Below are 22,518 nucleotides of genomic sequence, written 5' to 3'. Positions count from 1 at the left end.
AATGGAAGCAACAACAAAAATTAAAAAGTCTGTACTGATCAGGCAACAAAAAGAAGCTGCGAAAGCTCAAGTAGGTGGCGCCTCTGTTGCTAAGTTACAGGACTGCCCAACTTCACCACGCAAAATGCGTTTGGTGGTTGATTTAATCCGTGGTGAAAACGTTGAAAAAGCGTTGTACATATTAAAATACACCAATAAAGAAGCAGCTATCCGTGTAGAGAAGCTTTTGTTATCAGCAATCAAAAACTGGGAAGCAAAAAACGAAGGCAAACGTGTTGAAGACAGCGCTCTTTATGTAAAAGAAATATCAGTAGGCGGTGGCCGTCAACTGAAAAGGTTACGCCCTGCTCCGCAAGGAAGAGGATACCGTATCCGTAAACGCTCAAACCATGTAACCCTTATTGTGGATAGTAAAAACGTTAATAATTAATTTGAAATGGGACAGAAAGCACATCCAATAGGTAACAGATTAGGAATCATCAGAGGATGGGATTCTAATTGGTTCGGTGGCAACAACTACTCCGACAAATTAGTTGAAGACGAAAAGATCCGCAAATACCTTTCAGCTCGTATCGCTAAAGGTGGTGTATCAAAAGTGGTTATCGAACGCACATTAAAACGTATCACTGTAACTATACACACTGCCCGTCCGGGTATTGTTATAGGTAAAGGTGGTCAGGAAGTTGATAAGATCAAAGAAGAGTTGAAAAAACTTACCAAAAAGGAAGTTCAGATCAACATATTCGAGATCAAACGCCCTGAGCTTGATGCACAATTAGTTGCAGAAGGCATAGCAAAACAACTGGAAGCACGTATCTCTTTCCGTCGTGCCATGAAAACTACAATTGCTTCAACCATGAGAATGGGTGCTGAAGGAATCAAGATCATGACATCAGGCAGATTAGGCGGTGCCGAGATGGCACGTAGCGAACAATACAAAGAAGGAAGAATTCCTTTGCACACTTTCCGTGCTGATATTGACTACGCACTGGCAGAAGCATTAACTACTTATGGTAAAATAGGTGTTAAAGTATGGATCTGCAAAGGCGAGGTTTACGGAAAGCGTGACTTGTCTCCAAACATTGGCGGCACAAGCAGCAGCAGCGGTAAAGGTGGTCGTCCAGAAGGTGCTCCGGCATTTGGCGGACGTGACAACCAACGCGGTGGCGAACGTGGCGGCGAGCGCAGAGGCGACAGGAAACCAGGCGGTGATCGTCGTGGTGGCCCGGGTCAAGGTGGTAACAATGGTCCTCGTGGTGGTGGTAACCGTCCGGGTGGTCAGGGTGGCAATCGTCCAGGTGGTGGAAACCGTCCGGGTGGCCCAGGAAAGAGATAATAATTAAAGTAGAAGAAGATATCGTAACGATATAAAAGCTTAAGAAAATGCTACAGCCAAAAAGAACGAAGTTCAGAAAGATGCAAAAAGGCAGGATGAAAGGTTTAGCCACCCGTGGTGCTGAACTTTCATTCGGATCTTTCGGTATAAAATCACTCGAAGCGGCCTGGATCACCAGCCGCCAGATCGAGGCTGCACGTATCGCTGTAACACGTTTTATGAAACGTGAAGGCCAGGTGTGGATCAGGATATTCCCTGACAAACCTGTAACCAAAAAACCAGCAGAGGTACGTATGGGTAAAGGTAAAGGTGCTCCAGAATACTGGGTTGCGGTAGTACGCCCCGGAAGGATCATTTTTGAAGCCGAAGGTGTGCCTTTGGACGTTGCTAAAGAGGCCTTACGCCTTGCAGCACAAAAACTTCCGGTACAAACGAGATTTATAGTACGTAGGGATTACGTAGAAGCATAAATAAGTCAGCAGTTTTGAGTTTGCGGTTATCAGTTTGGATATAGCAGGCTTAGAACTAAAAACTCAAAACAATAATAAGAAAATGAAAAACTCAGAAATTTTGGAGCTATCAACAGAGGAATTGGTTGCAAGGATCAGCGAGGAAAGAACAAATCTGACCAAATTGAAATTCGCACACGCAGTTTCAGCTATTGAGAATCCATCCCGTATAACAAAGGTACGCAAGGGAATTGCTCAGTTAAATACTGAATTAACAAAGCGCAAAGCGGCGTCAGCTTCTGAAAAGAATTAATTTTTTAAGCGTTCAGAAAAATGGAAAGAAATTTAAGAAAAACACGTACCGGCCTGGTAGTTAGCAATAAGATGCAAAAATCTATTGTTGTTGCTGTTGAGCGGAAAGTGAAACACCCGATCTACGGTAAGTTCGTTAAGAAAACTACCAAATTTATGGCTCACGATGAAACCAATACCTGTGGTATTGGAGATACCGTACTGATTATGGAAACCCGTCCGCTGAGCAAAAGCAAAAACTGGAGATTAGTTCAAATTATAGAAAGGGCTAAATAAGATGGTACAACAGGAATCAAGATTAAACGTAGCCGATAATAGCGGAGCTAAAGAAGTTTTAGTGATCCGTGTATTGGGCGGTACTGGTAAAAGGTACGCCTCAATCGGCGATAAGATAGTAGTTACCGTAAAAAGCGCTTTACCTTCAGGTAACGTGAAAAAAGGTACCGTATCAAAAGCCGTAGTAGTACGCACCAAAAAAGAGATCCGCAGAAAAGATGGTTCATACATCCGTTTCGACGATAACGCAGCTGTTTTGTTAAATAACCAGGACGAGCCAAGAGGCACACGTATCTTTGGCCCTGTTGCAAGAGAACTGCGTGAGAAACAATTTATGAAAATTGTATCATTAGCACCGGAGGTATTGTAACATGGAAAAGAAAAAAAACGCACAGCCTGGTAAATTAAAGATCCGCAAGGGCGACCTGGTAAAAGTTATTGCTGGTGATTCAAAAGGAACACAAGGCAAAATTGTAGAGGTAATAGTAGATAAAAACAGGGCTATTGTTGAAGGTGCCAATATGGTATCAAAACATACTAAGCCAAATGCTGCTAATCCAAACGGCGGAATTGTTAAACAAGAAGCTGCTATACACATTTCAAACCTAATGCTGGTTGATCCTAAAACAGGTAATACAACCCGTGTTGGCCGTAAGAAAAACGATGCCGGCAAATTAGTAAGGGTAGCAAAAAAATCAGGGGAGGAAATTAAGTAATGACTTACGTACCAAGATTAAAAACAAAATATAAGGAAGAAATACGTACTGCACTGAAAGATAAATTTCAGTACAAAAGCGTAATGCAGGTTCCTAAATTGGAGAAAATTGCCATTAACCAGGGTGTAGGTGGTGCTACAACCGACAAGAAATTGATCGAGAACACCATCACTGAGTTAACTACCATCACCGGTCAGCAGGCAGTTGCTTCAAAATCTAAAAAAGATATCTCAAACTTTAAATTACGTAAAAACATGCCAGTAGGCGTACGTGTTACTTTACGTGATAATACAATGTATGAGTTTTTAGATCGTTTAATCGCTGTTGCCCTGCCACGTATCCGTGACTTCAAAGGTATCAACGATAAAGGTTTTGACGGAAGAGGTAACTATACATTAGGTATATCTGAGCAAATCATATTCCCTGAGATTAATATTGACAAGATCAATAAAATTCAAGGTATGGATATTACCTTTGTAACCTCCGCAACTAACGATGTTGAAGCATTGGAGTTGTTGAAACAATTTGGATTACCATTTAAAAATCAAAATAGCAATGGCTAAAGAAGGTGTAAAAGCACGTGAAATTAAACGCGCTAAATTGGTTGCTAAATACGCAGAGAAAAGAGCAGCCCTTAAAGAAGCCGGCGATTATGTTGGCTTAGATAAATTGCCTAAAGCTTCATCAGCGGTAAAATTACACAACCGTTGTAAATTAACCGGCCGCCCTCGTGGTTATATGCGCCAGTTTGGCATCTCACGTGTAACATTCCGTGATATGGCTTTAGCTGGTAAAATACCGGGAGTAAAGAAAGCAAGCTGGTAAAAAACATCAATGTTCAAAAGTAAAAATTCAAAACATCGTTAAATACGTTTTGAATTTTTACTTTTGCGCTTTGCTTTTTAAAAATGAATTAACCGATGGCAGGTCGTTCCGGATGTTACGGAAAGGAAACCACCGTCATAACACAATAAAATGAATACAGATCCAATCGCAGATTATCTTACAAGAGTAAGGAATGCTATTAAAGCCAACCATAGGGTTGTTGAAATTCCTGCATCAAATCTGAAAAAGGAAATCACGAAAGTGCTTTTCGACAAAGGTTACATTGCCAATTACAAGTTTGAGGAAGTTGGTCCGCAAGGCAGCATTAAAGTTGCTTTAAAGTACCACCCTATAACTAAAATTTCTGCTATCCGTAGCATACAGCGCATCAGTAAACCAGGTTTGAGGAAATACGCAGGCACATCAAATATGCCGAGAGTATTAAATGGTTTAGGTATCGCCATCCTGTCAACTTCAAAAGGTGTAATGACCGATAAAGAAGCTCGTCAGCAAAATGTAGGTGGTGAGGTTTTATGCTACGTTTATTAATAGAAGAAAATTAAGCAATGTCAAGAGTAGGAAAAGCACCGATAGCACTGCCTGCAGGAGTAACCGTTACCGTATCAGCTGAGAATGTTGTTACTGTTAAAGGTCCTAAAGGTCAGTTAGAGCAAGCGGTTGATAGCGATATCACCATTGCACAGGAAGACGGCAACTTGTTAGTTCAGCGCCCGTCTGATCAAAAACGTCATAAAGCGTTACACGGTTTATACCGCGCGCTTTTAAATAACATGGTAGTAGGTGTAACTGATGGTTACAAAGTGCAGCAAGAATTAGTTGGTGTAGGTTACCGTGCTACCAATACAGGTAATACTTTAGATTTAGTGCTGGGTTACTCTCACCACTATGTATTTGAATTACCAAAAGAAATTAAAGTTACAACCACTGCTGATAAGGGTAAAAACCCAACCATCATCTTGGAATCAATAGACAAACAACTTATCGGTCAGGTAGCAGCGAAAATACGCTCGTTACGTGCACCAGAGCCTTACAAAGGTAAAGGTATCAAGTTTGTTGGCGAGGTATTAAGAAGAAAAGCAGGTAAATCAGCATCTAAAAAATAATCGTCATGGGAGCTAAATTATCAAGAAGAGACAGGATTAAAAAAGGCATCAGAAAACGCCTTTCAGGATCAACAGAGCGTCCTCGCCTGTCAGTATACAGGAGCAATAAAGGTATTTACGCGCAGATCATTGACGATTTAACCGGAAAAACTATCGTATCAGCTTCATCTTTATCAAAAGATTTTGTAGCAGATGGTACTAAATCTGATCAGTCAGTAGCCGTAGGTAAACTGGTAGCTCAGAAAGCTATCGCCGCAGGTATTAAAGATGTGGTTTTCGACAGGAACGGTTATTTGTACCATGGTCGTGTTAAGTCACTGGCCGAAGGTGCACGTGAAGGTGGTTTAAACTTTTAATCGAAAAGAGAAATGTCAACAATCAACATAAAAAGAGTAAAAACAAGCGAGATCGAATTAAAAGACCGCTTGGTAAGCATACAACGTGTTGCCAAAGTAACCAAAGGTGGCCGTACATTCAGTTTCTCTGCCATTGTGGTAGTAGGTGACGAGAACGGCGTTGTAGGTTATGGCTTAGGTAAAGCAAAAGAGGTTACCGAAGCAATTGCAAAAGGCATTGATGATGCTAAAAAGAACCTGGTAAAAGTTCCAATTTTAAATGGTACTATACCTCATGACCAAATTGGTAAATTTAGCGGTGGTTTTGTTTATATTAAACCAGCTGCAAATGGTACCGGTGTTATTGCTGGTGGTGCAATGCGTGCAGTATTAGAGTCTGCAGGTATCCACAACGTATTGGCAAAATCAAAAGGTTCATCAAATCCGCACAACGTGGTTAAAGCAACTGTATCAGCATTATCACAATTACGTGATGCACATACTGTAGCTCAGCAACGTGGCGTTAGTTTAGGTAAAGTATTTAACGGATAATCAGTCATGGCCAAAATCAAAATTACACAGATTAAGAGCGTGATCGACAGAAGTGAACGCCAAAAGAAAACAATCGAAGCTTTAGGCTTACGTAAAATTAACCACAGTGTAGAAGTTGAAGCTACACCTGCTATAGTTGGTATGGTTAGAAAAGTTAACCACCTGGTAGCGGTAGAAAACATTTAATATTATGAACTTAAGTAATCTTAAACCTGCAGAAGGTTCTACTAAAAATAGAAAAAGAATAGGCCGTGGTACAGGTTCTGGCCGTGGCGGTACGTCAACCCGTGGCCACAAAGGCGCTGGTTCACGTTCAGGTACCAGCACTAAGGTTGGTTTTGAAGGAGGTCAGATGCCTTTGCAACGCCGTGTGCCTAAGGTAGGTTTCAAAAACCCTAACCGTGTAGAATATGCCGGTGTTAACTTAGATGTACTGCAAGAATTAGTTGAAAAATACTCATTACAAGTAGTTGATCTGGAAACACTGAAAGAACATGGTTTGGCCTCACGTAACGACCTGGTTAAAATCCTTGGCCGTGGCGAACTGAAAGCCAAATTAGAAGTAAAAGCACATGCATTTACTGCAACAGCGCAAAAAGCGATTGAAGCAGTTGGTGGTACCATAGTTAAGTTGTAAGTTTCAATGAAGAAATTTTTCACCACATTATCCAATATCTGGAAAATCGAAGATCTGAGAGTGCGTATTATTAACACACTCTTATTTCTTTTAATATATCGTGTAGGCTCATTCGTGGTTCTGCCAGGTGTAAATGCTACATCAATATCAGACCATAAGGCAGAAGGATTAGTAGGATTGCTGAATATGTTTGCAGGGGGCTCGTTTTCACGTGCCTCTATTTTTGCGCTGGGTGTAATGCCTTACATTTCGGCTTCAATTGTGGTGCAACTGCTGGGTATTGCAGTACCTTATTTCACTAAGCTTCAAAAAGAAGGCGAAAGCGGACGTAACAAACTTAACCAGTGGACACGCTACCTGACCATAGGTATCACTGCTTTACAGGCTATAGGTTACGTGCGTTCGCAAATTGCTCCTGACGCCCGTTTAATTAGCGATCCGATATTTACCGTATTAACTACCATGGTATTAACCGCAGGTACATTATTTGTAATGTGGCTGGGCGAAAAGATCACGGACAAAGGTATCGGTAACGGTATATCATTAATTATCATGGTGGGTATCATTGCCCAGTTGCCAGGTGCTTTCATTACAGAGTTCCAGTCACGCACCAGCGGTGCAGGTGGTTTGGTAACCTTTGTGGTTGAAATTGTAGCGCTTATAGGTGTAGTGATGTTCACTATACTTATAGTACAGGGTACACGTAAAATTGCAGTACAATATGCTAAACGTATAGTAGGTAACAAACAATATGGCGGCGTTCGTCAGTACATACCTTTAAAGGTAAATGCTGCCGGTGTAATGCCAATCATATTTGCCCAGGCCTTAATGTTTATACCACAAACGGTACAGCAGTTTTTCCCTGCAGCAGCGTCAAATGGTGTTTTGATAGCATTATCAAACTATAATTCGTGGGAGCATAACCTGTTGTTTGGTTTATTAATTATCGTGTTTACTTATTTCTACACTGCTATTACGGTTAACCCTAACCAAATGGCTGATGATATGAAAAAGAACGGTGGTTTTATCCCAGGCATTAAACCAGGTAAATCAACTGCCGATTTTATTGACGCTGTAATATCAAGAATAACTTTACCCGGATCAATATTCCTGGCGCTTATCGCAATCATCCCGGCAATTGCCAGCTTGGTTGGCGTATCGCCAATATTTGCAAGGTTCTTTGGTGGTACATCATTGATCATCCTGGTAGGTGTTGTTTTAGATACATTGCAACAAATAGAAAGTCACCTGTTGATGCGCCATTATGATGGTTTAATGAAAACCGGAAGAATCAAAGGCCGCACAGCAATGCCTGCTGCAGCCGGAACAACTCCGACGGCTATCTAATTATAAGCATGTCAAAAATTCTTTATAAGTCTGCCGAGGAAATAGAACTAATTAGGGCAAGTGCTCAGCTGGTGTCCAGAACACATGCTGAGATAGCGAAAGTGATTGGCCCTGGCGTTACAACTATTGAACTCGACAGACTTGCTGAAACCTTTATACGCGACAACGGCGGTATTCCTACCTTTTTAAATTACGGCGGTTTTCCTTATTCTCTTTGCATATCACTGAACGATCAGGTTGTACACGGTTTTCCCGGAAAGTATATCCTGAAAGAAGGTGATCTTGTATCTGTTGACTGTGGAGCTACATTAAACGGCTTTGTAGGCGATTCGGCTTATACCTTTGCTATAGGTGAGGTAAGCGAGGAGATTAAGAAACTGATGAGGGTAACCAAAGAGTGTCTTGATCTTGGTGTTGCTAAAGCTGTAATAGGTATGCGGACTGGGGATATAGGCTACGCAGTACAGGAACATGCCGAGAAGAATGGTTTTGGCGTAGTTAAAGAGCTTGTAGGCCATGGCGTGGGGGTTAAACTCCATGAAAAGCCTGAGGTACCAAACTATGGTAAACGCGGTGCTGGTATTAAACTCGAAGAAGGAATGGTGATTGCCATTGAGCCTATGATCAATGCCGGCAGGGCCGGTGTAAAGTTCTGGGAGGATGGCTGGACTGTTTCAACTATCGACAAAAAACCATCAGCTCATTATGAGCACACTGTGGCCATTGGTAAAGGTAAACCAGACATTTTATCGACATTTGAATATGTTGAAAATGTTTTGAAAGAAAAAAATAATAATTAAATAATTTTTTATTAATTTTGCATCCCGGTTTTAGGGCGGATAATTAAGTAATAATCAATAAAATATGGCTAAACAATCTTCGATTGAACAAGACGGTACAATTAGGGAGGCATTGTCAAATGCAATGTTCAGGGTTGAACTTGAAAATGGTCATGAGATTATCGCACATATATCCGGCAAAATGCGTATGCACTACATCAAAATTTTACCTGGCGACAGAGTGAAGCTTGAAATGAGCCCATACGATTTAACCAAGGGTAGAATAACTTATAGATATAAATAAACAAAGAGATGAAAGTTAGAGCATCCATTAAAAAACGCAGCGCTGATTGCAAGATCATTCGCCGTAACGGGAAACTTTATGTTATTAACAAAAAGAATCCTAAATACAAACAGCGTCAGGGATAATTAAAAAAACTGTGATAATTCGTACAACGGTGGCCCGCCGTTCGGTTATCATTTAAAAACAAACAATAAATATGGCAAGGATTTCAGGTATAGATTTACCGAAAAACAAAAGAGGAGAGATCGGACTTACTTACATTTTTGGTATAGGCCGTTCAACAGCTCAAAGAATTTTGACTGAGGCTGGTATTGATTTTAATACAAAAGTACAGGACTGGACAGATGAGCAATTATCTGCAATTCGTGGAATTATCAACGATCAAATCAAAGTAGAAGGTGCGCTTCGTTCAGAAGTTCAGCTTAACATCAAACGTTTGATGGATATTGGTTGTTACCGTGGGACACGTCACCGTAAAGGTTTACCATTACGTGGTCAGCGTACTAAAAATAACTCACGTACCCGTAAAGGAAAACGTAAAACAGTTGCTAACAAAAAGAAAGCTACTAAATAATTGATTAATGGTTAGAGAGCTTTGGTTAGTTCTCGTTTTGTAAATCATTAGGAATACCTCATTTAAAAATTATAGTTAATGGGTCCGGATTATTCGTTAATTCAGTAATTCATTAATTCAAAAATTAAAAAAATGGCTAAAGCTAAAAAAGTTACCAAAAAGCGTATTGTTATCGTTGAGCCGGTAGGTGAGGCGCATATCAATGCAACTTTTAACAACATTATCATAACCCTTACAAACAAAACCGGTCAGGCTGTATCATGGTCATCAGCTGGTAAAATGGGTTTTAAAGGTTCAAAAAAGAATACTCCTTATGCTGCCTCACAAGCTGCTGCCGATTGCGGTAAAGTTGCTTATGACTTAGGCTTACGTAAAGTTGAAGTATTTGTAAAAGGCCCAGGTGCCGGTCGTGAGTCAGCTATCCGTACATTGCAAACTGCAGGTATCGAAGTTACAACGATAAAAGATATTACACCGCTTCCACACAATGGTTGTCGTCCTTCAAAAAGAAGAAGAGTTTAATTAACAGATTTTTTAAAGCTAAGATTCGGCAGCTACAGGCTGCTTGATACTTTAAGAACACACACAAATGGCAAGATATACAGGTCCAAAATCCAAAATTGCACGCCGTTTCCGTGAGCCGATCTTCGGTCCGGATAAAGCGTTAGAGCGTAAAAACTATCCACCAGGAATGCACGGTGCTTCCAAACGTCGTGGAAAACAATCTGAGTATTCAACTCAGTTAATGGAGAAACAAAAAGTTAAATACACTTACGGTGTATTAGAGCGTCAGTTCGAGAACTTGTTTCACCGTGCATCAGCTAAAGAAGGTATCACAGGCGAAAACTTGTTGAAATTTTTAGAAGCTCGTTTAGATAACGCTGTTTACCGTTTAGGTATCGCTCCTACACGTTCTGCAGCACGCCAATTGGTAAATCACAAACACATTAACGTTAACGGTGCCGTTGTAAACATTGCATCATACGCGTTAAAAGCTGGTGATGTGATCTCTGTACGTGAAAAATCTAAATCATTAGAAGCAATCACACTTTCAGTAGCCGGAAGAAGAATCAGCAAATACAGCTGGTTAGAATGGGATGCTAATAGCTTAACAGGTAAATTCCTGAACTATCCTAACCGCGACGAGATACCTGAAAACATTAAGGAAAACCTAATCGTCGAGTTGTACTCAAAATAATAACGATACTTATCCATGGGATGATTGGCATGTTATGTCAATCATTTTCGTGGTTTAAATCAATTCAATTAGTAAACAATAAACAAAGGATATAAATGGCAATTTTAGCATTTCAAAAACCAGACAAGGTTATCATGCAGAAAGCAAACGATTTTGATGGTACGTTTGAATTTCGTCCGTTAGAACCAGGCTTCGGTGTAACCATTGGTAATGCTCTGCGTCGTATCTTACTTTCATCACTTGAAGGTTATGCTATCACTTCTGTACGTTTTTCAGGAGTTACGCATGAGTTTTCAACCATCAAAGGTGTTGTTGAAGATGTTACCGAGATCATCCTGAACCTTAAACAGGTTCGTTTCAAAAAAACAGGTGAATCGGGCGACAATGAGAAGATATTTGTTATAATAAATGGCCAGGACGCTTTTAAAGCCGGAGATGTTACTAAATTCTCTAATAACTTTACTGTTTTAAACCCTGATCTGGTTATCTGTAACATGGATTCGTCAGTAACTCTTGAAATTGAGCTTACTGTAGGTAAAGGCCGTGGTTATGTTCCGAGCGAGGAAAATAAAAACCCGGATGCGAATGTTGGCGTTATCGCTATCGATTCCATCTTTACGCCTATCAAAAACGTAAAATATACTATTGAAAACTATCGTGTTGAGCAAAAAACCGACTATGAAAAATTAGTTCTGGATATTGCAACCGATGGTTCAATTCACCCTGAAGATGCATTAAAAGAAGCTGCTAAGATCCTGATCCAGCACTTTATGTTATTCAGCGATGAGAACATGATGCTTGAAGCACAAGCTAAAGAAGAAACTAAAGAGGTTGACGAAGAGATCCTGCACATGCGCAAGATCCTGAAAACTGAATTGGTTGACCTTGACCTTTCTGTACGTGCACTGAACTGCCTTAAAGCTGCTGATATCCGCAGCCTGGCCGATCTGGTATCGTACGATGTTGCTGATATGCTGAAGTTCAGAAACTTTGGTAAAAAGTCATTAACTGAAATTCAGGACCTGGTTAAATCAAAAGGCTTATCTTTTGGTATGAACCTGTCTAAATTCAAGTTAGACGAAGAATAATATAACAGAATCAAGAGATAAGAAACAAGAGGTAAGATTTCCAATCTTGATTCTTGACTCTTAGCTCTTGATTCTAATTAATACAAACAATGAGCGAAAGCATAATTCCGAAGGCTTGAGTAATCGCTGGACGGTATGCACGTGAAATAATTTAATAACAATGAGACACGGAAACAAAAACAATCACTTAGGCCGTACTACCAGCCACCGCAAAGCGATGCTGGCTAACATGGCAACTTCGCTTATTTTACACAAGCGTATCACTACAACATTAGCAAAAGCAAAAGTTTTACGCGGTTATGTTGAGCCACTTTTAACAAAATCAAAAAACGATACTACTCACTCTCGTCGTACAGTGTTTAGCTACCTGCAAGACAAAGACGCAACAACTATCCTTTTCCGCGAAATTGCTGAGAAAATAGCTAACCGTCCAGGTGGTTACACCCGTATCGTGAAGTTGGAGAACCGTTTAGGTGACAACGCTGAAATGGCAATCATTGAGTTAGTAGATTATAACACTGTTTACGGTGTTGATACTGCTGCTGCTGCCAAAAAATCGACCCGTCGTCGTGGTGGTTCTGGTGCAAAAGCTAAAACTGCTGCTCCTGCTAAAGAAGCTGCTGTTGAAGAAGCACAAGTTGTTGAAGAAGTTAAAGCAGAAGCACCAGCTGCTGAAGCTACTGAAACTCCTGCTGCTGAAGCTCCTACTACACCAGAGAACGAAGAAAACGCTGAAAAAGGAGAATAATTTCTCTTTTCGGATATTAAGGAAACGGCCTGCTCAATTTGAGCAGGCCGTTTTTGTTTTAATTATACCTTCATTTATCAACCAAAGGGTACCCATTGTGATGGTCTTTATCATATTAGTTAATCTGCAACTTTACAACTTTTGTGAAAGCATTGTCGTGATAGCTTAAACATTAACTATACGGCAGTTTATTCTTGTTCTTATTATGGATTTTACACCTTGTGTAAAATTATTGGTGTTTGTAATTGTCTTATAATCAATAAATTGTAAACATGTAATTGTGAAATAATGTTTAAATTTAATAGAGATAAGTATCTGATTTTTAACCCCTAAAATTTTAGAAACATGAAGAATCTATTGATCCTGGCATTGATGTTAATGGCCGGTACCACATTTGCACAAGACGTTTTAAAGAACGGCACAATTTACAAGGAGCACCCCTACATTACCATTGTGAACAACTCTACCGAACTCTTTTTAAAGCAGGATTGGGATGGGCTATCCAAGCTTTATACCGATACAGTTAAATTTTATGATCCATCGAGCCCCAACAAGATTTCCCTGGCCGACCAGAAAAAAGGCTGGGCTGATATTGCCGCTAAATGGGAGCAAATAAAAGTGGTTAAAGTTGGCTACCCCGATGCGCTGGAGTATGACCATGATCCGTTCACAGTGCAATCATGGTGGAAGGTGACCGCTGTTAATAAGAAAACTAAAAAGACAGCAACATTTCATATGGTGCAGTTTGACGAATTTAATAAGGATGGGAAGATAGCGGTAGAATACGCCTACTACGATCAAACCCCCTTGATAGAAGCTTCTAAGTAGTTAGAAAGGCATATTAAACAGGCTTGCATACTATGTCAAGCCTGTTTGCGTTTATGAAGTGTTACAAAGCAGAATCGTTACTATATAAACCACGTTCAAACAATAGTAATATAGAACTCTCTGCAATCCTGTATGACGGCACTTCCTCATGTGTCAAGGCAAATTCTGCCAACCTGTCACCACATGATATTACATCTCTGACACGGCAATTGTCATCCTGACTATAATTCTGCCAAATGGATATTGGCACAAACGTTGATAAATAGCTGTAGTTAGAGAAAAATATTAAATCAAGTAAAACAATCATATGTCTAAAATAATTGGAATCGACTTAGGAACAACAAACTCCTGCGTAGCTGTAATGGAAGGTAACGAGCCTGTAGTTATAGCAAACAGCGAGGGCAAACGTACTACGCCGTCCGTAGTAGCTTTTATTGATAACGGCGAGCGTAAAGTTGGCGATCCTGCAAAACGTCAGGCTATCACTAACCCTACAAAAACCATTTCGTCAATCAAACGCTTTATGGGTAACCAGTTTAATGAGGTTACAAATGAGGCTGCTCGTGTACCTTACAATGTAGTAAAAGGCGACAACAACACTCCACGTGTTGAAATTGGCGACCGTAAATACACTCCGCAAGAGATATCAGCAATGATTCTTCAGAAAATGAAGAAAACTGCTGAAGACTTTTTAGGAACTGAGGTTACCGAAGCAGTTATCACTGTACCTGCTTACTTTAACGACGCGCAACGTCAGGCTACTAAAGAAGCTGGTGAAATCGCTGGTTTGAAAGTTCGTCGTATCATCAACGAACCTACTGCTGCGGCTTTGGCTTATGGCTTTGATAAAGCTCACAAGGATATGAAAATCGCGGTGTTTGACTGCGGTGGTGGTACACATGACGTATCTATCCTTGAATTAGGCGACGGCGTTTTTGAAGTTAAATCAACCGATGGTGATACTCACTTAGGTGGTGACGACTTTGACCAGGTAATTATTGACTGGTTAGCTGATGAATTTAAAAGCGACGAAGGTATTGATCTGCGTAAAGATCCAATGGCTTTGCAACGTTTAAAAGAGTCTGCAGAAAAAGCTAAAATTGAGTTGTCAAGCTCTGCACAAACAGAGATCAACTTACCATACATCACTGCTGCTGATGGTATGCCAAAGCACTTAGTTAAAACTTTAACCCGTGCTAAATTTGAGCAATTGGCTGATAGCCTGATCAAACGTACTATCGATCCTTGTAAATCAGCATTGAAAAATGCAGGTTTAAGCACTTCAGATATTGACGAAGTTATCTTGGTAGGTGGTTCAACCCGTATCCCTGCTATTCAGGAAGCTGTTGAAAAATTCTTTGGCAAAGCGCCTTCAAAAGGTGTTAACCCAGATGAGGTTGTTGCCATTGGTGCTGCTATTCAAGGTGGTGTATTAACCGGCGAGGTTAAAGATGTGTTGTTGTTAGATGTTACCCCACTTTCATTAGGTATTGAAACTATGGGTGGCGTAATGACCAAATTAATTGAGTCAAACACAACTATCCCAACTAAAAAATCAGAAACATTCTCAACTGCCAGCGATAGCCAGCCATCTGTTGAGATCCACATATTACAAGGTGAGCGCCCAATGGCTGCGGGTAACCGTACTATAGGCCGTTTCCACCTGGATGGTATACCACCAGCACCTCGCGGTGTGCCTCAAATTGAAGTAACATTTGATATTGATGCAAACGGTATATTACATGTATCTGCAAAAGATAAAGCAACAGGTAAAGAACAAAAAATCCGTATTGAAGCATCTTCAGGTTTAACTGATGCCGAGATCAAGAAAATGAAGGATGAAGCTGAAGCTAACGCTGATGCCGACAAAAAAGCAAAAGAAGAAGTTGAAAAACTGAACTCTGCTGATGCCCTGATCTTCTCGACAGAAAAACAACTGAAAGAATATGGTGACAAAATTTCTGCAGATAAAAAAGCGCCTATCGAAGCTGGTTTAACCAAGCTGAAAGAAGCTTACGCTGCTAAAAACTTTGATGCCATTGAAACAGCTCAAACTGAACTGAACGCTGCATGGGCCACTGCATCTGAAGAGATGTACAAAGCCTCCGCCGAAGCTGGTCAGCCAGGTGCAGACGGTGCCCCAGGCGCAGGTCCACAAGACCACGGCGACACGGTTACCGATGTTGACTTTGAAGAAGTGAAAGACGATACAAAATAATAAGTAAGTGTTATTTTAATAGCAAAAGGCCCGGTCAGGATTTCCTGAACCGGGCTTTTTTGCGTGAAAATGAAGGATCAAATTCCATGCGCCATTACGAGGCACAAAAAAAGAGCCTCACCCAACCCTCTCCAAAGGAGAGGGCTTTAAAAGTATTATTTAGAAGTCTCTCCCTTTGGGGGAGATTTAGAGCGGGCTCTACGCAATGAAGTGTTGATTTTTTTAGATTGCACCTCAACTTCAATACCCAATCTCCATAACTCCATTCTCCAAAGTAAATACCTCATTCTTCAGTTTAACTTTTCCGAAGCCATGTAATACCAACTGTATTTTATCATATTTTGAGGTGAACGAACCTGCTGCTGCCGATAAATGGATAACACGATTTATAGGCTCAAAACCGATCTCGCGTTTATAAAAAGCGCCTGACTGGTAATCATAGGATATGCCATCATCTTCATAATATATAAAAGTGCCGGGCTCTTCGTTGTGCCAAATATGCAGTTCCAGTATGTCATCGCCTTTTTCAGCGGTGCTTTGTACAATGTGCTGCATGGGGATAATGCTACCCGCCTTTACAAAAACCGGCAGATCTGTTAACGGAGCAGCTACATTTACGATCTCATCTCCATTGAATTTTTCGTTGGAATTTAAACGATACCAATTACCGGGTGGCAAGTAAACATCGGCGTTTAGGCGGGTACTTTCAACAGGTGCAACCAGTAAGGCATCACCAAACATAAACTGATTTTGGAAGCGGGTGTCGAAAACCAAATCATCAAACGGATGCTCAATAGCCAGGGTGCGGCTCAACGGCATACCTGTTATGTGCGACTGGTAAAAGCCCGAATAAATATAAGGCAGCAATTTATATCGCTGTTCAATATCTTTTTTAATGATCTGCTCGTTAGTGCTGCCCCATTGCCATGGCTCGCGCATTTTGCTGCCCTGTATGGCATGATTACGAAACATTGGGGTATATACACCCAACGAGTTCCAGCGCACCATGAGCTCGGGCGTTGGGTTACCACTAAAGCCGCCGATGTCAACGCCGGTAAAAGCCATGCCGGTAATGCCAAGGCTATTCACCAGGCGCTGGCCAAGCAGCATATGCTCGTCGGTTCCGGAATTATCACCCGTCCACACGGCCGAATAACGCTGCGTACCGGCATAAGCTGCACGGGTTAATACAAATGGGCGTTTGTTACCTAAAAGCTTGCGTGTGCCCTCGTAAGTGGCGCGAGCCATCTGTGTACCATAGGCGTTGCGCACTTCGGGCATATCTTTATCACCGAATTGCACCATCCAGGGTATGTTTTGCCCCCAGGCGGCTGGTTCATTCATATCGTTCCAAAAACCATCTACACCAACTTCGGTTAAGGCCTTGAATGCCGCACCCCACCATTCGCGAACGTTGTCCCTGAAAAAATCGGGGAAATGGCAACGACCCGGCCACACATAACCTGTATACTTTTCGCCGTTGGGATAGGTGGCAAAGTAGCCGTTCTTTACACCCTCATCGTATTGCTGATAACCTGCTTCTATTTTAATACCGGGGTCAACAATGGTTACCAAGTGAAAGTTCATGGCCTTCAGCTCGTCCATCATGGCCTTAGGTTTGGCAAATGTTTTTTTGTTCCAGGTAAATATCTTGAAACCCTCCATGTAATCAATATCGCAATACACTACATCGGCAGGTATTTGTTTTTTGCGGAAAGTTTTGGCAATATCCAGTACCTCGGCAGCGCTCATATAGCTCCAACGACATTGCTGATAGCCGAGGCTCCATAATGGCGGCATTTCCATGCGGCCGGTTAACCAGGTATAATCAGCTATCAGTTGCGGCACACCCTGCGCGCCGAAGAAGTAATAATTCTGATCGCCGCCATCGGCGCCAAACCAGCTCATTTGTTCATCAGTGGTGGCACCAAAGTCGAAATAGCTTTTATGCGGATTATCCAAAAACAAGCCATAGGTTAGCCCGCTGTGTAAACCGATAAAGAAAGGGAAGGTTTTATACAGTGGATCTGTCTTGGGGCCGTAATCAACCGCGTCAGTATTCCAGTTGGTGTACGAAGTGTTGCGGCGATTGAGATCGCCTGTTTTTTCGCCAAGGCCAATAAATTTTTCATCGGCATACAGCTTACGGTAGGTAATTACCCTTGAGCCCTGCCAGGTGGTGCCAAAACGTTCATCGTCCTCGCTCAGTGGTTTACTATCGGCAGTATAAAAATTAAACCTCAAGGGCGATTTATGAATACGGAGTTTAAGGGCCGATGTATTGATCCTGATAAACTCTGCCGATTCGTCAAAGTCAAAATCAGGCACAGGCTTTTGAATCACAGCGAAGGAAGTATCTGTATCGCCATGGTTTTTGCTGAGGCAAATCCTGATTATGGTTGGGCTGTAAATATATACCCGCGCCTCAGCTTCGGCAGCTTTGATCACCAGAGCCTCTCCCTGTTGTTTAAAACCTTGTATGTTTCCTGATATTGCTGTTTCCATAGTTTGCTGTAATTAATTAATACCGGCAAAAAAAGAGTAATAGCTCATCAAGAGGCGGTTGTATGTTTATCGACTCACCCCGACATCGCTACGCTGGTCGCCCCCTCTCTTCGCCTGCGGCGGAAAGAGGGGCTTTTATCTTACCCTCTTTGCCCAAAGGGCAGAGAGGGTGGTCCAGCGAAGCGTTGACCGGGTGAGTCTTTTGTATGCCATGCAATTTCTATGATTCTGCTAATTCATGGGCTATTGCTCAGAAAAGGAACGCTGCAAGGTTTTATTAGTTTTATAAATGTGAAAAGTATAGGAAACAAAAAATCCCGCGCAAGGGCGGGATTCTGTATGTTTCGGGAGATTGAATATGATTAGTCCCAAAGTTTTTCAGGGTAGGTGCCGTTGGCCACCAGCTCTGATATGCTTTTTTGTACAATAGGCTTATCTTCCTTGTAAGTTACACCAAACCATTTTGAGCCAGTAGGGATCACTTTAAATTTAGCAGTACCCGATTTGATGAGTTCATCAGCCGCCAGCGGAATAAAGAATTCTGATTTAGGGTTGTTTTCATTGGCCTCAACAAAACGCTGAAACATTGGCAGGCTTTGTTTGAATATAGCCGGAGTAAAGCCCCAGAAATTCATGGATACACGGGTATCGTTCGGTAAATCATGTTCGCCGGTAGCGTCTTTGTAAGCTACACTGCCGTCTTCTTTAAAATATACCTCGGTACGTTCGTTAATTTCAACCATGTTGCCATTATCGTCAACCTTACAAACACCGCGCGATACTGATCCATAATCAGACAAAGTGCGGTCGATCTGGTAACCAATCAGCGAGTAGGTATCATCAGCTACTTCGGTGGTTAAAAACTTTGCCATTTTTTCAAATGAGTCATAACCATAGTAGTCATCAGCGTTGATAACGCAAAATGGCTCTTTTACCTGATTGCGTGCAGCAAGCACAGCATGCGCGGTACCCCATGGTTTTGCACGCTCAATAGTTTTATCAATGCCGAATGGAGCAAGGTCAAAGTTTTGGAAAACGTAATCGGTTTCAATGCGGCCTTTAAGCTTAGGCTCAAAAATAGCTTTAAAGCTATCCAGAAATTCTTCACGAATGATGAAGCTTACTTTTCCAAAACCGGCCTTTATAGCATCGTATATGGAGTAATCAATAATTGTTTCACCGTTGGGGCCAAAGCCATCAACCTGTTTCATGCTGCCGTAACGGCTGGCCATGCCTGCGGCCAAAATTAATAATGTAGGTTTCATAAGTGAGAATAGGGCGTTTTTAATAACTAATAGAAGCTTTTACGTAAAATTTATTAGAAATGATTTATAACCCGAAATGTTTTAATTATTTGAATTGGATTATTTGATGTATCTGAAATCCTGACCGGCTTTGATATTTAATAAAGCCTGGTAAATAAGGCGTATCACGTTATCAACGTCTTCTTTATGGATCATTTCGACCGTGGTATGCATGTACCTTAATGGCAGTGAGATTAATGCCGATGGTACACCATCGTTTGAATAGGCAAACGCGTCGGTATCGGTACCGGTTGAGCGTGATGATGCCTGGCGCTGAAAAGGAATATTGGCCTCTTGTGCCGCCTCGATCAGTAATTTATTCAGGTTGTTTTGAACCGCCGGAGCGTATGACACCACCGGACCTTTGCCACAAGCCAGATCGCCCTGGGTGATCTTGTTGATCATCGGGGTTTGTGTGTCATGCGTAACATCGGTTACAATGGCAACATTAGGTTTTATTTTATGGGCGATCATTTCCGCGCCGCGTAAACCTATCTCTTCCTGTACGGCGTTAACGATGTACAAGCCAAATGGCAGTTTTACGTTGTTCTCTTTCAGCAGGCGGGCTACCTCGGCTATCATGAAGCCACCGGCGCGGTTATCAAGCGCACGACCTACATAGTAGCGATCGTTAAGTACCATGAATTCATCTTCGTAAGTAATTACACAGCCTACGTGGATGCCTAATTTTTCTACTTCTTCCTTAGAAGTGCAGCCGCAATCCAGAAATATGTTTTTAAGGGTAGGCGCTTCTTCCTTTTCGCCGCCTGTGCGGGTATGGATAGCAGGCCAGCCAAAAACAGCTTTTACTATACCGTTATCGGTGTGGATGTTCACTCTTTTTGATGGAGCGATCTGGTGATCGGAGCCGCCGTTACGTATCACGTAAATGAGGCCATCATTGGTAATGTAATTCACAAACCATGATATTTCATCGGCATGGGCCTCAATAACAACTTTATAATCGGCCTTTGGGTTGATAATGCCTACCGCTGTGCCGTAGTTATCAACGTAATGGGTATCAATGTAGGGTTTTAAATATTCGAGCCACAATTCCTGGCCCTTCCACTCAAAGCCGGTAGGAGAGGGGTTGTTGATGTATTTTTCAAGAAAAGAGAGTGAAGTTTCGTTTACAACAGGAATATGTGTAGTGTTCTCAGATTTTTTTTTAGCCATGTTTTTATTAAGCAAACTATTAATATGCGATAAGCAAATATAACAAACAGCACATTAAAGCCGTAAAATAAGCTGTTATATTGAAAATATAAGCGTTGTTTTTATTGCTAATTTAATACTAAGGCGGCAGGATAATCGTTTTTTTTGAAATTATGTAAAATTTGCCCTGTCCAATTAATGAGTTGCGATTAAATGTTAGTTTTACATTAATGGCACGTTTAATGTTCATTTCAAATTCATAGTAGTTTTGTAATTTTACATAATCTATAATTTACTCCGTACATCGTGAAACTGATTAAGCTTATCTATATATTTTTTGTTGTTGCCTGTTTAACTTCATGTGGTGTTACCCAGTACGCAACCGTACCTGTTGACTATGCGCCAAAACTGGCCTTTCATCCTGATACTACTCATATCCTGCTGGTTAACAGACTTGCTTTCGATTCAACCAAAATTAGCAAGCGAAGAATCGCAATACTTAAGGCAGCAGCCTACAGCGCCGTTAGCGGCATTGAAAAGCAATTGAGGCAGCTGCCGGGCGTTAAGGTTACCAGCCTGGTTGATTCGGTAACTTTTGCGGCCAATACCGATTCGATAAAGCTGCTTGCAGCAAACTATAAAACTAATTACGTTTTAACGTTCAATACTTTTAATGCCGGTATTGTGCTTGATAATGTAGAGTATGAGAACAATGCGCAGGTGGCTTATTATAATATGAAAGCTAAAGTAGGGCTTACCCTGTATGAAAATAACGGTATATACTTCAAAAAACTTACCGGTACTGCAGAGGAACCAACAGATAGCCGCGGCAATGGAGTATCGTTGTTTACCACCGCCCATGATGCCGGGCTCGACGCGCTGAAAGATTACCTGCCCTATACCATAACCAACAACCGCCCGCTTAACAGCCAGGGTGCTGCTTTACAGCAATCAGTTGCACAAATACAAAAAGGACGTTTTGACCTTGCGTTCAAAATACTTAACCCGCTTATTGATGGCCCCGATCCAAAACTGGCCAGTAGGGCCGCCTACAACCTTGCCGTAGTTTACGAGGCCCAGGGCGATATTGACGAAGCGCTTGAACTGGCCAAACTATCAAACCAGAAACAGGCTAATGATTATGCTACAGTACTTATTGCCGCGCTGATCAAAGAGTAAGGTTTTTCTCCAGTATTTCGTAATCAAACCCGTGGCGGGTGAAGAATTTACCGGTATGCTCAAACCCTGCCTTGGTATAAAAGCCAATGGCCGATACACGGGCATTGCACCATAGCTTTTTAGCCCCGTTTGTTTTGGAAAAATCAGTAATGTAGGCTAACATTTGCCCGCCAATGCCCATATTTTGCACACTCTCATCCACCGCAAACTTGCGAAACTGGTACTCCTCGCCATGGGCAAACAGGGATATTACGCCTACAATGTAGTTATCCTTAAAAGCAGCAAAATGGAAGCCGTTGTTATCCTCCTCCATCGCCATTTCGTTTAATTTTTGCTTTGGGTATAAAATCTTGTTCCTTAAGCGCCACGTAAGTTCGGGACGTATTTGTTCGATGTAGATCATGGGTGTGTTGGCTTAAATGCTGCGTTATTATGAACGTCGTAAGCAGAGCGGCAATGTCTATCGTAGAGCGCTCAATTGCCGCTAAGGCTGTTACTTTTGTCGCCACAAAAGTAACCAAAAAGGCTTTTAGCAGAAAGGCTTCTTTGCCACACAGGCCTTTACCCTGCAAAACAGCCAGAACCACTGGCTGCTAAACCTTACCTCCACTTCGTTCGCTGATTATCACTGCTTCGGCAAGGTTTGCTAATGCCCCTCCCGGCCGCACAGACCACCATGTTCTGCCTGTTTTCATCAGAAGCTGATCTGCTGAATGTCAAAATCAGAAT

The 22,518-nt window shown here is 41.6% G+C and carries 31 protein-coding genes; 27 read left to right on the top strand and 4 right to left on the bottom strand.

Translation table 11 applies throughout. The annotated features are described in order from the left end of the window. The first annotated feature begins 1 nt into the window (after nucleotide 1). The 26 genes from rplV (at nucleotide 2) to dnaK (ending at nucleotide 15,646) form a co-directional block, all read left to right on the top strand. Nucleotides 2-430 (top strand): 50S ribosomal protein L22, encoded by a 429-nt coding sequence (gene rplV, locus QWZ01_RS14885; protein WP_290324439.1) that lies wholly within the window; start codon nucleotides 2-4, stop codon nucleotides 428-430. A gap of 6 nt (nucleotides 431-436) precedes the next feature. Further along, nucleotides 437-1,336: a 30S ribosomal protein S3 gene (gene rpsC / locus QWZ01_RS14880; protein WP_290324438.1), complete on the top strand. Its 900-nt coding sequence runs from the start codon at nucleotides 437-439 to the stop codon at nucleotides 1,334-1,336. Between the two features lie 47 nt (nucleotides 1,337-1,383). After that, nucleotides 1,384-1,806, top strand: coding sequence for a 50S ribosomal protein L16 (gene rplP, locus QWZ01_RS14875; protein WP_076377413.1), 423 nt, complete (start codon nucleotides 1,384-1,386; stop codon nucleotides 1,804-1,806). 82 nt (nucleotides 1,807-1,888) lie between these two features. Then, the gene (gene rpmC, locus QWZ01_RS14870; RefSeq protein WP_290324435.1) at nucleotides 1,889-2,098 is read left to right on the top strand and encodes a 50S ribosomal protein L29; all 210 of its coding nucleotides are present in this window, start codon (nucleotides 1,889-1,891) and stop codon (nucleotides 2,096-2,098) included. A gap of 20 nt (nucleotides 2,099-2,118) precedes the next feature. After that, the gene (rpsQ, locus tag QWZ01_RS14865; protein WP_090462782.1) at nucleotides 2,119-2,373 is read left to right on the top strand and encodes a 30S ribosomal protein S17; all 255 of its coding nucleotides are present in this window, start codon (nucleotides 2,119-2,121) and stop codon (nucleotides 2,371-2,373) included. A gap of 1 nt (nucleotide 2,374) precedes the next feature. After that, nucleotides 2,375-2,743 (top strand): 50S ribosomal protein L14, encoded by a 369-nt coding sequence (gene rplN, locus QWZ01_RS14860; protein WP_073405786.1) that lies wholly within the window; start codon nucleotides 2,375-2,377, stop codon nucleotides 2,741-2,743. A 1-nt stretch (nucleotide 2,744) separates the two neighbouring features. Next, nucleotides 2,745-3,089: a 50S ribosomal protein L24 gene (rplX, locus tag QWZ01_RS14855; protein ID WP_290324429.1), complete on the top strand. Its 345-nt coding sequence runs from the start codon at nucleotides 2,745-2,747 to the stop codon at nucleotides 3,087-3,089. Then, nucleotides 3,089-3,652: a 50S ribosomal protein L5 gene (gene rplE, locus QWZ01_RS14850; protein ID WP_290324427.1), complete on the top strand. Its 564-nt coding sequence runs from the start codon at nucleotides 3,089-3,091 to the stop codon at nucleotides 3,650-3,652. Before rplX ends, rplE begins: the two co-directional genes overlap by 1 nt. Beyond that, nucleotides 3,645-3,914: a 30S ribosomal protein S14 gene (rpsN, locus tag QWZ01_RS14845; protein WP_290324426.1), complete on the top strand. Its 270-nt coding sequence runs from the start codon at nucleotides 3,645-3,647 to the stop codon at nucleotides 3,912-3,914. The genes rplE and rpsN overlap by 8 nt, the downstream gene beginning before the upstream one ends. Before the next feature lie 150 nt (nucleotides 3,915-4,064). Next, complete coding sequence (gene rpsH / locus QWZ01_RS14840; protein ID WP_166095868.1) at nucleotides 4,065-4,463, top strand: 30S ribosomal protein S8; 399 nt, start codon at nucleotides 4,065-4,067, stop codon at nucleotides 4,461-4,463. 17 nt (nucleotides 4,464-4,480) lie between these two features. After that, on the top strand, nucleotides 4,481-5,038 hold the full coding sequence (gene rplF / locus QWZ01_RS14835; protein ID WP_290324423.1) for a 50S ribosomal protein L6: 558 nt from the start codon (nucleotides 4,481-4,483) through the stop codon (nucleotides 5,036-5,038). Nucleotides 5,039-5,043: 5 nt separating this feature from the next. Next, entirely contained in the window at nucleotides 5,044-5,394 is a 351-nt protein-coding gene (rplR, locus tag QWZ01_RS14830) for a 50S ribosomal protein L18 (RefSeq protein ID WP_290324421.1), read from the top strand. 12 nt (nucleotides 5,395-5,406) lie between these two features. Beyond that, complete coding sequence (gene rpsE / locus QWZ01_RS14825) at nucleotides 5,407-5,925, top strand: 30S ribosomal protein S5 (RefSeq protein WP_290324419.1); 519 nt, start codon at nucleotides 5,407-5,409, stop codon at nucleotides 5,923-5,925. A 6-nt stretch (nucleotides 5,926-5,931) separates the two neighbouring features. Then, the gene (gene rpmD / locus QWZ01_RS14820; RefSeq protein WP_183556590.1) at nucleotides 5,932-6,111 is read left to right on the top strand and encodes a 50S ribosomal protein L30; all 180 of its coding nucleotides are present in this window, start codon (nucleotides 5,932-5,934) and stop codon (nucleotides 6,109-6,111) included. A 4-nt stretch (nucleotides 6,112-6,115) separates the two neighbouring features. Beyond that, nucleotides 6,116-6,562: a 50S ribosomal protein L15 gene (rplO, locus tag QWZ01_RS14815; protein ID WP_290324415.1), complete on the top strand. Its 447-nt coding sequence runs from the start codon at nucleotides 6,116-6,118 to the stop codon at nucleotides 6,560-6,562. 6 nt (nucleotides 6,563-6,568) lie between these two features. Further along, on the top strand, nucleotides 6,569-7,909 hold the full coding sequence (secY, locus tag QWZ01_RS14810) for a preprotein translocase subunit SecY (RefSeq protein WP_290324413.1): 1,341 nt from the start codon (nucleotides 6,569-6,571) through the stop codon (nucleotides 7,907-7,909). An 8-nt stretch (nucleotides 7,910-7,917) separates the two neighbouring features. Further along, nucleotides 7,918-8,709, top strand: coding sequence for a type I methionyl aminopeptidase (gene map, locus QWZ01_RS14805; protein WP_290324411.1), 792 nt, complete (start codon nucleotides 7,918-7,920; stop codon nucleotides 8,707-8,709). Nucleotides 8,710-8,773: 64 nt separating this feature from the next. After that, nucleotides 8,774-8,992: a translation initiation factor IF-1 gene (gene infA, locus QWZ01_RS14800; protein WP_022833270.1), complete on the top strand. Its 219-nt coding sequence runs from the start codon at nucleotides 8,774-8,776 to the stop codon at nucleotides 8,990-8,992. Between the two features lie 8 nt (nucleotides 8,993-9,000). Next, entirely contained in the window at nucleotides 9,001-9,117 is a 117-nt protein-coding gene (gene rpmJ / locus QWZ01_RS14795) for a 50S ribosomal protein L36 (RefSeq protein WP_074487407.1), read from the top strand. Nucleotides 9,118-9,188: 71 nt separating this feature from the next. Then, a complete protein-coding gene (rpsM, locus tag QWZ01_RS14790) occupies nucleotides 9,189-9,566 on the top strand; it encodes a 30S ribosomal protein S13 (protein ID WP_290324410.1) in 378 nt (125 codons plus the stop codon). Nucleotides 9,567-9,698: 132 nt separating this feature from the next. After that, on the top strand, nucleotides 9,699-10,088 hold the full coding sequence (rpsK, locus tag QWZ01_RS14785) for a 30S ribosomal protein S11 (protein WP_090529224.1): 390 nt from the start codon (nucleotides 9,699-9,701) through the stop codon (nucleotides 10,086-10,088). 67 nt (nucleotides 10,089-10,155) lie between these two features. Beyond that, a complete protein-coding gene (rpsD, locus tag QWZ01_RS14780) occupies nucleotides 10,156-10,764 on the top strand; it encodes a 30S ribosomal protein S4 (protein WP_290324406.1) in 609 nt (202 codons plus the stop codon). A gap of 95 nt (nucleotides 10,765-10,859) precedes the next feature. Next, complete coding sequence (locus tag QWZ01_RS14775; protein ID WP_290324405.1) at nucleotides 10,860-11,852, top strand: DNA-directed RNA polymerase subunit alpha; 993 nt, start codon at nucleotides 10,860-10,862, stop codon at nucleotides 11,850-11,852. 160 nt (nucleotides 11,853-12,012) lie between these two features. Further along, nucleotides 12,013-12,600 (top strand): 50S ribosomal protein L17, encoded by a 588-nt coding sequence (rplQ, locus tag QWZ01_RS14770; protein WP_290324404.1) that lies wholly within the window; start codon nucleotides 12,013-12,015, stop codon nucleotides 12,598-12,600. A 345-nt stretch (nucleotides 12,601-12,945) separates the two neighbouring features. Further along, nucleotides 12,946-13,428: a nuclear transport factor 2 family protein gene (locus tag QWZ01_RS14765; RefSeq protein ID WP_290324402.1), complete on the top strand. Its 483-nt coding sequence runs from the start codon at nucleotides 12,946-12,948 to the stop codon at nucleotides 13,426-13,428. A gap of 307 nt (nucleotides 13,429-13,735) precedes the next feature. Further along, nucleotides 13,736-15,646: a molecular chaperone DnaK gene (gene dnaK / locus QWZ01_RS14760; protein WP_290324400.1), complete on the top strand. Its 1,911-nt coding sequence runs from the start codon at nucleotides 13,736-13,738 to the stop codon at nucleotides 15,644-15,646. Between the two features lie 240 nt (nucleotides 15,647-15,886). Here the strand turns inward: dnaK and QWZ01_RS14755 are convergent, their stop codons facing one another. From QWZ01_RS14755 to QWZ01_RS14745, 3 genes are all read right to left on the bottom strand, one after another. Next, a complete protein-coding gene (locus QWZ01_RS14755) occupies nucleotides 15,887-18,151 on the bottom strand; it encodes a glycoside hydrolase family 31 protein (protein WP_290324398.1) in 2,265 nt (754 codons plus the stop codon). A 362-nt stretch (nucleotides 18,152-18,513) separates the two neighbouring features. After that, entirely contained in the window at nucleotides 18,514-19,416 is a 903-nt protein-coding gene (locus QWZ01_RS14750; RefSeq protein WP_290324396.1) for a nucleotidyltransferase family protein, read from the bottom strand. A gap of 99 nt (nucleotides 19,417-19,515) precedes the next feature. Beyond that, entirely contained in the window at nucleotides 19,516-20,631 is a 1,116-nt protein-coding gene (locus QWZ01_RS14745; protein WP_290324395.1) for a M42 family metallopeptidase, read from the bottom strand. 285 nt (nucleotides 20,632-20,916) lie between these two features. On the opposite strand from QWZ01_RS14745, the gene QWZ01_RS14740 reads away from it, so the two are divergent. Next, nucleotides 20,917-21,789, top strand: a complete 873-nt coding sequence (locus QWZ01_RS14740; RefSeq protein WP_290324392.1) for a DUF6340 family protein — start codon at nucleotides 20,917-20,919, stop codon at nucleotides 21,787-21,789. Here QWZ01_RS14740 and QWZ01_RS14735 read toward each other — a convergent pair. Beyond that, complete coding sequence (locus tag QWZ01_RS14735; protein ID WP_290324391.1) at nucleotides 21,779-22,192, bottom strand: GNAT family N-acetyltransferase; 414 nt, start codon at nucleotides 22,190-22,192, stop codon at nucleotides 21,779-21,781. The two genes, QWZ01_RS14740 and QWZ01_RS14735, sit on opposite strands and share 11 nt — an antisense overlap. Between the last annotated feature and the right edge of the window lie 326 nt (nucleotides 22,193-22,518).

Source organism: Mucilaginibacter aquaedulcis (assembly GCF_030409325.1).
GTDB lineage: Bacteria > Bacteroidota > Bacteroidia > Sphingobacteriales > Sphingobacteriaceae > Mucilaginibacter > Mucilaginibacter aquaedulcis.
This window is presented reverse-complemented; position numbering and strand designations above follow the sequence as displayed.

Coding starts and splice junctions, on each gene's coding strand:
- rplV (WP_290324439.1), top strand. CDS start 2: ATGGAAGCAACAACAAAAATTAAAAAGTCTGTACTGATCAGGCAACAA.
- rpsC (WP_290324438.1), top strand. CDS start 437: ATGGGACAGAAAGCACATCCAATAGGTAACAGATTAGGAATCATCAGA.
- rplP (WP_076377413.1), top strand. CDS start 1,384: ATGCTACAGCCAAAAAGAACGAAGTTCAGAAAGATGCAAAAAGGCAGG.
- rpmC (WP_290324435.1), top strand. CDS start 1,889: ATGAAAAACTCAGAAATTTTGGAGCTATCAACAGAGGAATTGGTTGCA.
- rpsQ (WP_090462782.1), top strand. CDS start 2,119: ATGGAAAGAAATTTAAGAAAAACACGTACCGGCCTGGTAGTTAGCAAT.
- rplN (WP_073405786.1), top strand. CDS start 2,375: ATGGTACAACAGGAATCAAGATTAAACGTAGCCGATAATAGCGGAGCT.
- rplX (WP_290324429.1), top strand. CDS start 2,745: ATGGAAAAGAAAAAAAACGCACAGCCTGGTAAATTAAAGATCCGCAAG.
- rplE (WP_290324427.1), top strand. CDS start 3,089: ATGACTTACGTACCAAGATTAAAAACAAAATATAAGGAAGAAATACGT.
- rpsN (WP_290324426.1), top strand. CDS start 3,645: ATGGCTAAAGAAGGTGTAAAAGCACGTGAAATTAAACGCGCTAAATTG.
- rpsH (WP_166095868.1), top strand. CDS start 4,065: ATGAATACAGATCCAATCGCAGATTATCTTACAAGAGTAAGGAATGCT.
- rplF (WP_290324423.1), top strand. CDS start 4,481: ATGTCAAGAGTAGGAAAAGCACCGATAGCACTGCCTGCAGGAGTAACC.
- rplR (WP_290324421.1), top strand. CDS start 5,044: ATGGGAGCTAAATTATCAAGAAGAGACAGGATTAAAAAAGGCATCAGA.
- rpsE (WP_290324419.1), top strand. CDS start 5,407: ATGTCAACAATCAACATAAAAAGAGTAAAAACAAGCGAGATCGAATTA.
- rpmD (WP_183556590.1), top strand. CDS start 5,932: ATGGCCAAAATCAAAATTACACAGATTAAGAGCGTGATCGACAGAAGT.
- rplO (WP_290324415.1), top strand. CDS start 6,116: ATGAACTTAAGTAATCTTAAACCTGCAGAAGGTTCTACTAAAAATAGA.
- secY (WP_290324413.1), top strand. CDS start 6,569: ATGAAGAAATTTTTCACCACATTATCCAATATCTGGAAAATCGAAGAT.
- map (WP_290324411.1), top strand. CDS start 7,918: ATGTCAAAAATTCTTTATAAGTCTGCCGAGGAAATAGAACTAATTAGG.
- infA (WP_022833270.1), top strand. CDS start 8,774: ATGGCTAAACAATCTTCGATTGAACAAGACGGTACAATTAGGGAGGCA.
- rpmJ (WP_074487407.1), top strand. CDS start 9,001: ATGAAAGTTAGAGCATCCATTAAAAAACGCAGCGCTGATTGCAAGATC.
- rpsM (WP_290324410.1), top strand. CDS start 9,189: ATGGCAAGGATTTCAGGTATAGATTTACCGAAAAACAAAAGAGGAGAG.
- rpsK (WP_090529224.1), top strand. CDS start 9,699: ATGGCTAAAGCTAAAAAAGTTACCAAAAAGCGTATTGTTATCGTTGAG.
- rpsD (WP_290324406.1), top strand. CDS start 10,156: ATGGCAAGATATACAGGTCCAAAATCCAAAATTGCACGCCGTTTCCGT.
- QWZ01_RS14775 (WP_290324405.1), top strand. CDS start 10,860: ATGGCAATTTTAGCATTTCAAAAACCAGACAAGGTTATCATGCAGAAA.
- rplQ (WP_290324404.1), top strand. CDS start 12,013: ATGAGACACGGAAACAAAAACAATCACTTAGGCCGTACTACCAGCCAC.
- QWZ01_RS14765 (WP_290324402.1), top strand. CDS start 12,946: ATGAAGAATCTATTGATCCTGGCATTGATGTTAATGGCCGGTACCACA.
- dnaK (WP_290324400.1), top strand. CDS start 13,736: ATGTCTAAAATAATTGGAATCGACTTAGGAACAACAAACTCCTGCGTA.
- QWZ01_RS14755 (WP_290324398.1), bottom strand. CDS start 18,151: ATGGAAACAGCAATATCAGGAAACATACAAGGTTTTAAACAACAGGGA.
- QWZ01_RS14750 (WP_290324396.1), bottom strand. CDS start 19,416: ATGAAACCTACATTATTAATTTTGGCCGCAGGCATGGCCAGCCGTTAC.
- QWZ01_RS14745 (WP_290324395.1), bottom strand. CDS start 20,631: ATGGCTAAAAAAAAATCTGAGAACACTACACATATTCCTGTTGTAAAC.
- QWZ01_RS14735 (WP_290324391.1), bottom strand. CDS start 22,192: ATGATCTACATCGAACAAATACGTCCCGAACTTACGTGGCGCTTAAGG.